This is a genomic window from Vibrio sp. V42_P2S4T144 (assembly GCF_009904715.1).
Taxonomy (GTDB): Bacteria; Pseudomonadota; Gammaproteobacteria; order Enterobacterales; family Vibrionaceae; genus Vibrio; species Vibrio alginolyticus.
The window spans coordinates 1-10220 of record NZ_WXWS01000429.1 but is presented as its reverse complement, the minus strand read 5'-3'; the positions used below and the strand labels follow the sequence as shown (position 1 = coordinate 10220).

The 10220-nt window shown below is 47.7% G+C and carries 7 protein-coding genes; 3 read left to right on the top strand and 4 right to left on the bottom strand.

The annotated features are described in order from the left end of the window. The 3 genes from dhaK to ptsP form a co-directional block, all read left to right on the top strand. A partial coding sequence (dhaK, locus tag CAG68_RS14420; RefSeq protein ID WP_161441304.1) for a dihydroxyacetone kinase subunit DhaK occupies positions 1-1002 on the top strand: 1002 nt, incomplete at its 5' end. A gap of 15 nt (positions 1003-1017) precedes the next feature. Then, positions 1018-1653: a dihydroxyacetone kinase subunit DhaL gene (gene dhaL, locus CAG68_RS14415; RefSeq protein ID WP_085569668.1), complete on the top strand. Its 636-nt coding sequence runs from the start codon at positions 1018-1020 to the stop codon at positions 1651-1653. Position 1654: 1 nt separating this feature from the next. Next, entirely contained in the window at positions 1655-4054 is a 2400-nt protein-coding gene (ptsP, locus tag CAG68_RS14410) for a phosphoenolpyruvate--protein phosphotransferase (RefSeq protein WP_086046514.1), read from the top strand. Positions 4055-4134: 80 nt separating this feature from the next. On the opposite strand, the gene dhaR is transcribed toward ptsP, so the two are convergent. The 4 genes from dhaR to CAG68_RS14390 form a co-directional block, all read right to left on the bottom strand. Next, entirely contained in the window at positions 4135-6060 is a 1926-nt protein-coding gene (gene dhaR / locus CAG68_RS14405) for a dihydroxyacetone kinase operon transcriptional regulator DhaR (RefSeq protein WP_086046515.1), read from the bottom strand. A gap of 145 nt (positions 6061-6205) precedes the next feature. Then, positions 6206-6736, bottom strand: coding sequence for an MltR family transcriptional regulator (locus CAG68_RS14400; protein ID WP_005379708.1), 531 nt, complete (start codon positions 6734-6736; stop codon positions 6206-6208). Between the two features lie 86 nt (positions 6737-6822). Continuing rightward, complete coding sequence (locus tag CAG68_RS14395) at positions 6823-7971, bottom strand: mannitol-1-phosphate 5-dehydrogenase (protein WP_086046516.1); 1149 nt, start codon at positions 7969-7971, stop codon at positions 6823-6825. A gap of 111 nt (positions 7972-8082) precedes the next feature. Further along, entirely contained in the window at positions 8083-10035 is a 1953-nt protein-coding gene (locus tag CAG68_RS14390) for a PTS mannitol transporter subunit IICBA (RefSeq protein WP_005379710.1), read from the bottom strand. Positions 10036-10220: the final 185 nt, after the last annotated feature.

Sequence of the window (10220 nt, the reverse complement as noted above, 5' to 3'; positions counted from 1 at the left end):
GCTTTATCTCGCCCAGAGCTAAAAGCGAACTACGAACCTCGTTACATGTGGCATGAGGAAACGCCGGGGCAAGTGGCATTGGTTTCTGGTGGTGGCTGTGGTCATGAACCTTTGCACGCAGGTTTTATTGGTAAAGGCATGCTGACAGGCGCCTGCCCAGGAGAGGTATTTACTTCACCTACACCTGATCAAATGTACGAATGTGGTAACCAAGTGAATACCGGTGAGGGCGTGCTGTTTATCATTAAAAACTACACCGGCGATGTGTTGAACTTTGAAACGGCTGTGGAGCTGCTTCATACCGATGGCATCAAAGTTGGGTCGGTGTTGGTGGATGACGATGTTGCAGTCAAAGACAGCCTGTATACCGCTGGTCGCCGTGGCGTCGCTGGAACGGTATTGGTTGAAAAGTTAGTTGGGGCTGCCGCGAGCAAAGGTTATTCGTTGGAGCAATGTGAAGCACTGGCTCGTCGCGTTAATAACCACTGTCGTTCATTTGGCGTGGCGCTTAACGCTTGTGTTGTACCCGCAGCAGGTAAACCATCTTTTGTTCTGGAAGATGATGAAGTTGAGTTTGGTGTTGGTATCCATGGTGAACCAGGTATCAAGCGAGTGAAATACACCGATGTCGATACGTTAGTGGATGAAATGTTTGCTGAAGTTGCTGAAAACACACCTTATCAGCGCACATTGCGTATTTGGAATCGTGACGAAGGTGAATGGGATGAAGTGGAATCCAGCATTGAGCCTTTCGCCGCTGAACACAACTACATCGTGATGGTGAATGGTATGGGTGGTACGCCAACTTCAGAGCTTTACGGAGTGTACCGCCGTCTGGCTCATAACTGCGAGCAAGCAGGGTTCCGTATCGTGCGTAATATGGTTGGTAACTTCTGTACGTCACTCGATATGGAAGGCGTTTCGATTACGTTGCTGAAGGCAGACAAAGAGATGTTGGAGCTGTTTGATGCTCCTGTCGATACGGCCGCGATCAAGTGGTAACAGGGGGGAGCAAACATGCAAATTGAAAAACAACATATCGTTCACTGGCTAGAGTTATGTGCAAAAACGTATCAAGAGAATCAAGATTTTTTGACCGACCTTGATCGTGATATTGGTGACGCAGACCACGGTCTCAATATGAACCGTGGCTTTAAAAAAGTCGCGGAAAAACTGCCGCAATTTGCGGACCAAAATATCGGCAGCATTCTCAAGAATACGGGCATGACCTTGCTTTCTAGTGTCGGTGGGGCAAGTGGCCCTCTGTATGGCACGCTGTTTATTCGCACGGCCGCCGCTGTCGGAGCCCGAGAGCAATTAACGTTTGAAGAGTTGGTGGATGCACTAAAAAGCGGTGTGGATGGCGTGGTGTCTCGTGGTAAAGCGGAACTGGGTGATAAAACCATGTGTGATGTTTGGTTACCCGTTTTAGTTAGCGTGAAGGCGTCGTTAGAAAATGGCATGAGCGCCGATCACTTACTGAATGAAATGGTTGAGCTAGCAGAAACGAGCGCGGTTGCCACGATTGAAATGTTGGCGAAAAAAGGGCGAGCAAGCTATTTAGGTGAACGCAGTATTGGCCACCAAGACCCCGGTGCAACCTCTTCTTTGTTAATGATTAAAGCACTACAGCAGGCAATAGCAGGTAATTAAGATGGTGGGAATTGTAGTTGTATCTCATAGTCGTCGACTTGCAGAAGGGGTGGCAGAACTTGCCACCCAAATGACGCAAGGCAAAGCCAAGCTTGCGATTGCTGCTGGGATTGATGATCCAGAGAACCCGATCGGAACCGATGCCATTGCCGTGATGGAAGCGATTGAGCAGGTACAAGATCAACAAGGGGTTGTTGTGTTGATGGATCTTGGCAGCGCGTTGCTTAGCACGGAAATGGCTCTGGATCTGATTGATGATCATGTGAGGGAAAATGTCACCCTTATCTCGGCACCTATTGTTGAAGGGACCATGGCGGCGTCGGTCGCTGCTGCTGCCGGGCTACCTTTATCGACGGTAGTCGAAGAGGCACAGAATGCGTTAAGCGTAAAACGAGAGCATCTTGGTGATCAGCCACTAACATCCGCTGAGATAGCGCCAGTATCAGAGAACTTTGAGCAAGAACGGACATTTGATTGGGTAGTGCAAAATCCGCATGGATTACATGCTCGTCCCGCTGCGGCCATTGTTGGTGCACTCGCGCCTTTTGACTGCCAATTATGGTTGAAAAAAGGCGAGCGCCGTGTGAACGCGAAAAGCTTGAACAGCATTGCGAAACTTGGCGTTCGTAGCCAAGAGACGATCACGCTGTGCGCACTCGGCTCTCAATCCAGTGAAGCAATCAAGGCATTTGAAGCCTTAGCTAGTGAGCACTTCGGAGAAAAAGAGGCGGTTGAGCAAGGCATTGTCGAACCTGAAGAAAGCTCGGATACTCTGCTCGATGGCATGGCCTCAAGTCAGATTGAAGGTGCTGTTGTTGGTATTCGAGTCAATGACGGTATCGCTACTGCTCCTGCTGTCCTTTTTACTCATGAAATGCCAGCTGTGCCTGAACGTGATTTCCAAAGTGAACAAGATGAAATTGAACGGGTTAAGCGTGCGATAGGCGTGGTTTTTCAACACTTGCAGGAGCAAGCGAAGCAGCCGAAAGGGGAAATATTTTCCGCTCATAGCATGATGCTCAGTGACCCAGAATTATGGGCATCGGTCGAGTCGCGAATTCAAACGGGCATGATAGCCGAGCAAGCTTGGGTAGAATCACTGCAAACGTTGGCCGAAGAGTTTCGCCAGGCAGAAAGTCAGTACATGCGGGAACGCGAAGCAGATGTGCATGATATAGCACGCCAAGTTATGGTCGAAATGACAGGCGTAACGCCTAATGCCATCGACATTCAGGAACCGAGTATTTTGTTGGCCCGCGACCTGATGCCTTCTGATGTGGCCGGGCTTGATAAATCGAAAGTGCTTGGTATCTGTTTGAGTGAGGGAGGGAAAACCTCTCACAGTGCGATTCTTGCTCGTGCGATGGGGATTCCTGCCATCGTTAAAGCTCAGGGCTGCCTTGATGCTGTGCGCGCTAGTCAAGTGGTGACTATTGATGGCTTCCGAGGGCATTTATGGTTCTGTCCTTCAGATGCCGTACAGCAGGAATTAGAAGCTCAGCAAATTGAGTGGCAAAGAATCCGACAACGTGCACTAGCGAGTGCTCAGCAAGTCGCAGTCACCTGTGATGGTGTCCATATTCCAGTATTCGCCAATATTGGTGGACCGAAAGATATTGATGATGCACTAACATCAGGAGCTGAGGGCGTTGGTCTATTCCGGACTGAGTTTCTATTTCAAAACAGTGATGAGTTGCCGACTGAGGAAGCGCAATACCAAGTGTATCGTGATATTGCCGCCGCACTTGGTGATAAGCCACTTACGATTCGTAGTCTAGATGTTGGCGGTGATAAGCCTTTAGCCGCTTATCCTATGCCAGCGGAAGATAATCCATTTTTAGGTTTGAGAGGGGTGCGGTTGTGCCTTCAACATGAGTCATTGTTTACCGCTCAACTTCGAGCCATTCTGAGAGCCTTTCACGAGCAACCGAATATTCAATTGATGATACCGATGGTGGCTCAGGTTGAAGAAGTGAGAAAAGTAAAAGCGCTGTTGGCGCATCAAGCAAACCAACTCGGCTTGGATGCGACTCATTTGCCCGTTGGTATTATGATTGAGGTGCCAGCCGCGGTCTTAAATGCTGATGCGTTAGCCCAAGAAGTCGACTTTTTCTCTATCGGCACCAATGATTTGACTCAATATGTTATGGCCGCCGATCGAGGTAACGCCGCTGTTGCTGAATTGGTGAACTACTTTGAACCATCGGTACTAAAAGCCATTGAGCTCACGTGTGCAGCCGGCGGTCGCGCGGGCATACCGGTTAGTATGTGTGGTGAGATGGCTGGCGATCCAAATGCCACAGAAACATTGCTTCGCGTGGGGTTGCGAAAATTCAGCGCCAGTTCGAGTCTGCTACCGGGACTAAAAGCGCAGATTCGTCAGTTGTCTGTCGATGTTTAATCGATACCTTATCGTTAGTACATCTGTACCGGCGTGCTTACGCCGGTTTTACTTTTGTTATAGGAACGCCAATTCACGACTTAATACAGCTTCATTTGCTCCTGCAGCCCAAACTTATTAATTTTTCTCCATAAGGTCGTGCGGCCAATTTGCAATGCTTTCGCCATATCATGCATTTTGCCATCACACTGATTCCAAGCCTGAACGATAGCTCTTCTCTCGGCTTCTTCTAACGTGATTACTGGCGTATTTTCTGCGGTATGGCGAGAATTCAGTTTAATGTCTTCAGGAATATCGTTCAGCTTGATTAAGTTGGAACTGCGGTTCAGCAAAATTCGCTCAGTTCGGTTTCTTAATTCAGAGTTGTTGCCTGACCAACGAAAATTCATCAACGCTTCCAGTGCGACTGGCTCTATCGAGATCGTCACATTGTGGCGGCGTTCATAATGGCTGATAAGCTGCTGGACGAGAAATTCAATGTCTTCTTTACGCTTTCGTAGTGGCGGAATATGCAGCTCGTTCGAGGAGATTTCATAATAAAGTTGCCGACCAAATGAGCGCTGAGTGACATACTCGCTGATCTCTGAAGCGGTGCTGGTAATAAGTTGAAAGTCTACGGGGATCAATCGCAAACTGTCGCTGCGGCTGACGAGCCCAGTTTTTAACAACTTAAGTAGCACGGCTTGTAAATCGGGCGACAGATATTCCACCTTTTCTAAAAAGAGCGTACCGCCATGGGCGAGCTCAAACTTTGAAGGCATGCCTTGCCCCTCGTCGTATCCCAAGGTTTCTTTGACCAGTTGCTCTGTATTGATGGAGCGACAGTTGAGCGTAATGAATGGCCCTTCTTTGTAGGTGCTTTCGTTATGAATCGCCATGGCGAGAGTGGCTTTTCCTACACCTTCTTCACCCGTAATTAGAATCGGTGATTTGGACTTTATGGCCCGTTTTGCAACGGTAATGACATGCTTCATTTTTCGTGAAATGACAGGCAAAGTGCTGAACGTATAGCGCGCACTGCCACCTATTTGTTGTTGAGCAAGTTCGCGAATTTTATCGATAGGGTGCAAGAACAATAAGTGTGTGCCGTCGTTGAGTGGACGCAAGGTGATGATCGCTTCAACAAACTCGCCACGAACCTCTACCGTTGTGAGTTTACGGTTTATGCTCGCACCTGACTCAATACTAGTAAGGACATTCGGTGGGAAGCGTAAAACAGAAAAGACTTCTTTATCCAAGACCTGACTGGCTTCAATGTTTAACAAGCGCTCTGATTGGTGATTTACCATGGTTATACGGCTTTCTTCATCCCAGGCCATAAGGCCGTCATCCATGCACTCTAACGTTGCGTTATGCGCACAAGTGAGGCGGTTCATGTTTTCTTGTTCCGACTGAATGTGGATTTGCAAGCTGACTTCTTTCGCGCTCGACGCGATGATGACTAAGTCTTCTTTCTTATAGCTTTCCGCTTTTCTGAAAAGGCATGTTGTACCGCGTAACTTGCCAAACTGGTCGAAAACAGGCGCAGCTACAGAGGCATAAGGATGTAAGTGGCGATTAAAATGTTCTGCTGCGAAAACTTCACACGGGATATGAGTGTTGATACAGAGATTGACTGCATTTGTGCCTATCTTTCCTTCGGAGAGAAAACAGCCTTGTTTTATGCCGAGCGTTTGCATCTCTTGTCGCATAGAGTCGTGCCCGACGGTGGAGAGAATACAGCCGTTGCCATCGGTTACCATCAATACCAGGTCTTCGTCCCCTAGCATGTCGTAAGTGTCTTCAAGTACGGTCGTGGCGCATTCGATGAGATGTTCGTTGCGCTTCATTAGAGATGAGAAGGTAAATCCAGAGGCAATATGTGGTTTTGACCAGGTGTAAGGGCTGCATTGCTTTATGCAACGCTCCCACGACTCGAGGACGGGAGTGCGGGAAAATTCTGGAGATACCCAGTGGTGTTTCTGGAAAAACTCCCACTTAGTTTTAGTGTCTTCGATTGAAAGCATGCGATCCCGTTTCAATACTAGCGATAGATTGGTCTGATGTTACAGAGACATCGGAATATGGACTGTGATGGCTTTCACGCACGTTGTATAGAAGAATGTGCAAAAAGAGGGGCGAGTTGAGGAGGCTTCCGTGCCAGTTTTTCGATTAAAAAGGGCTGTCTTTGCCGAGCTCATTGCAAATCTCGACAATGGCAAGTGAGAGCCCTGACTTAATGATTTGTTGTTGACGTTGCAGTTGTAGCTGATAAAACTCAAGGTCGATGTCGTCATCTGGTTCGCTGACTTCCAGTTGTACCATGCCCATTTTCTTCACCAAGTGCAGTTTCTTAATTGGTTCTAGAATATTCGGGTCAGTGAATTCGTAATCTGAAGCGTCACTATTGAGTTGGTTTTTGAGTTTGATGATGTCTTCGATGTCGTGGTAAATGTCATCGGGGAGCACTCCCAAGCCAAACAATAACTTCAAACGAACAGACAGATCGCCCAGCGGTCCAGAGTCTTGTAGCAGCGGACCGACAACCGATTGAACAGCGAAGTTATCTTTACGAAAGATTCTTTGCACCAACCCGTCGATCGAATCGTTAAAAACGTCGACTGCTGCAATGAAAAAGCCTCGTACCGATGGTGCGCTGTTTAATCGCTCAATGATCTCGGTTTCGTTGATGTTATCTGCCATATACTGAATACATTTCTAATTATTAGCTATCCCAACTCTTCAAGCAGAGAAGGACATAGAAGGGGAGCCGAGCTCCCCTAGGTAAATCAAAGTTGGTTGTAAAGTGTCTCGATTTGAGCCACTTCAGCACTGTCTTCTGCAAGACCTGTGTATGTCGCTAGCGTCTTCTTCACACCCACTTCTTTTAATGAGTTTTGTAGCTCTACGGCTTGTGGGTCAGTGTCGTTAGTGTACTTCAACGCAGCGGCAATGCCTTTCAAAAGTGTTTGATTTTCAGTGCCATACTCAATTGTACCGAGTAAAGGCTTCACTAATCTATCGTTTGCACCCAATTTTCGAATTGGTTGACGACCTACGCGATCCACCTCATCCACTAAGTATGGGTTGGCAAAGCGTCCTAAAATCTTCTCGATGTAGGCGTTGTGCATGTCACGGTCGAAGCCGTAACGTTTGATCAGCACTTCACCACTCTCTTGCATCGCCTGTTTTACTTCAGCGTGAATGCTTGGGTCTTCAATTGCTTCACGAATGGTACGATGGCCTTTCAAGCAACCTAGGTAAGCGGTAATGCAATGGCCTGTATTGAGAGTGAATAGCTTGCGTTCTACGAATGCCATTAGGTTGTTGGTTCTTTCCATGCCTGCGATATCAGGGATTTCACCTTTGAATTGCTGTTCATCCACAATCCATTCACTAAAACTCTCTACCGTGACTTCTAGTGGGTCATCGTTCGCGGCTTCTGCTGGTGGTACGATGCGGTCCACTGCGGAGTCGACGAAGCCAACTAGCTCGTCTGCTTTCGCGTGTAATGATTCATCCAAATGTTTGTACACTTCACCTTTTAGGTGAGTCGTGCCACGAACCATGTTTTCGCACGCGATGATGTTCAACGGTTTTTCGTTGCCTGCCGCAAAGCGCTTTGCAATGCCGGTCGCGATGGTTTTTGCAATGATGTCCAGTACGTTGGGACCTACGGCAGTTGTTACCAAGTCAGTTTTTACAATGCGATCGATGACATCTTCGCTGGCGGAGTTAACAGCGGTGACGTGGGTTACGGTGTCAATCTGGCATTCCGTACCGACCACTTTTACTTTGTATTCTTGCTTGTGACTCAGTTGGTCGACGAGTGGAGCGTCTACATCTGCAAATGTGACCTCGACTTCTGCATCTGCTAATAGTTTACCGATGAAGCCACGACCAATGTTACCTGCGCCAAAATGAACTGCGTTTTTCATAATTCTTACCTACCAATGTCTAAAATGTTGACTTACGAAACTAGGGGGAGGCCAACCGCATAGGGGGTGACAGCTGACCTCATTTGCCTCAGGAGCAAATTAAAGGGGTAATTAAGCCGCTTGTTGACCGCCAAGGATGTTTAGAATCTCTTCCACATCGTTGGTGCTGGTTAGCTTCTCAATTGCCTCCGGCTCATCGAGCGCGTTCGTAATGGTGGTAATCACCTGAATGTGCTCATCGTTCTTAGCGGCAATGCCGATAACCAGTTTCGCTACATCATCGTCGTCTTCAGTAAATTGGATACCCGATGGGTATTGGCAGATTACAATGCCAGTTTTCTTCACGCGGTCTTTCGCTTCTACCGTACCGTGAGGTACTGCGATAGATTCGCCTAGGTAAGTTGGAACCAATGCTTCACGCTCAAACATCGCGTCTACGTATTCTGGTTCTGCGTAGCCAAGTTCGACCAACTTGTTGCCCGCGAAGCGAATCGCTTCTTCTTTGTTGGCAGCTTTCAAACCTAGGTGAATGTTTTCACGCTGGATTTGGAACACCGACGTTTGCTGTGGCTCGAAGTTGTCGTCGTTTGCTGCCACGAGCGAAACTTTTACCATTTGGTCGTCATTGGCTGCGGATTGGTTTTGCGCTGCTAGTAGTTTGGTGACTAGCTGGTTGTACATCTCGCTGTCTAGGAAGTTAGTCAATGAAATGTGGTGTGCGTTTGGAGCATGCTTACGTGCACGATCCGTTAAGTCTTTATGAGTAATCACGATATCTGCACTCTCTGGTAAGCTGTTAATGGCAAGGTTGGTTACGTGGATGTTCAGACCTGCGTCTTGAACCTTTTTGCGTAGCATGCTCGCGCCCATTGCACTCGAGCCCATGCCCGCATCACAAGCGACAATGATGCTTTGTACTGTCGCTAGGTCTACGTCACCTTTGCTTTGGCTGTTTACCACCGCATCGTTTTTAGATGCAGATTTCATGTCTTTCATTTGTGATGTTGCTTTTTCTAGTGCTGCTTCATCACCGTCTTCTTCTGTTGACGTTTGAGTCTTCATTAGCAGTGCTGCTACGGCGAATGACACGCCTGTTGCTGCTGCGATAGACGCTAGAACACCAACGATTGAGCCTTTCTGAGTCATCAACAAGATTGCAAAGATTGAACCTGGTGATGCTGGAGAAACGATACCTGCGTTAAAGATAGTTAGAACGAATACGCCAGTCATGCCACCTGCGATAGCCGCAAGGATTAGGCGAGGGTTCATTAGGATGTATGGGAAGTAAATCTCGTGGATACCGCCGAAGAAGTGGATGATTGATGCACCACCTGCAGTTTGACGAGCCGTACCTTTACCAAACACCATGTAAGCTAGCAGGATACCTAGACCAGGACCTGGGTTTGCTTCGATTAGGAAGAAGATCGACTGACCTGTTTCAGACGCTTGCTGGATACCCAGTGGAGAGAAAATACCGTGGTTGATCGCATTGTTTAGGAAAAGGATCTTCGCAGGTTCAACGAAGATTGAAGTCAGTGGTAGTAGGTGAGCAGAAACTAGGAAGTTAACGCCGGCCGCCAAGCCACCAGAAAGAATTTTTACGAATGGACCGATAAAGATGAAAGCAAGGATCGCACATAGCATGCCGATGATGCCCGCAGAGAAGTTGTTAACCAGCATCTCGAAGCCACTTTTTACTTTACCATCGATGTAGTTATCGAATTTCTTGATAGCCCAGCCGCCCATTGGGCCGACCATCATTGCCCCCATAAACATTGGGATGTCTGTGCCGACAATCACACCCATTGTTGTGATTGCACCGACTACCGCACCACGATCGCCACCAACTAATTTACCACCGGTGTAACCGATAAGTAGTGGCAGCAAGTAGGTAATCATTGGGCCAACCATAGAGGCTAACGTTTCGTTTGGTAGCCATCCAGTTGGGATAAATAGAGCAGTGATAAAGCCCCACGCGATAAACGCGCCGATGTTTGGCATTACCATGTTTGACAGAAAACGACCAAAATTTTGTATCTTGATCTTGGCATCTGGTGATATCATAACAATTCCCCGTTCGATGTTCTGATGAATCTTGTTGTAGTAAACGGTTCGCCAAAACCGTTTGTTTGATTGCTTAGTACCCAATCAATTTACCACACATTTTCCAATTGGAACTGACAACGGGTTTTTCGTGATCTACGCCCGCATTTCTTAGGCTGAGAAACGGTTTTTAAGTGACCAAGTTC

Excerpts from the sequence above, each read along its gene's own strand:
- dhaL (WP_085569668.1), top strand. The coding sequence starts at position 1,018 with ATGCAAATTGAAAAACAACATATCGTTCACTGGCTAGAGTTATGTGCA.
- ptsP (WP_086046514.1), top strand. The coding sequence starts at position 1,655 with ATGGTGGGAATTGTAGTTGTATCTCATAGTCGTCGACTTGCAGAAGGG.
- dhaR (WP_086046515.1), bottom strand. The coding sequence starts at position 6,060 with ATGCTTTCAATCGAAGACACTAAAACTAAGTGGGAGTTTTTCCAGAAA.
- CAG68_RS14400 (WP_005379708.1), bottom strand. The coding sequence starts at position 6,736 with ATGGCAGATAACATCAACGAAACCGAGATCATTGAGCGATTAAACAGC.
- CAG68_RS14395 (WP_086046516.1), bottom strand. The coding sequence starts at position 7,971 with ATGAAAAACGCAGTTCATTTTGGCGCAGGTAACATTGGTCGTGGCTTC.
- CAG68_RS14390 (WP_005379710.1), bottom strand. The coding sequence starts at position 10,035 with ATGATATCACCAGATGCCAAGATCAAGATACAAAATTTTGGTCGTTTT.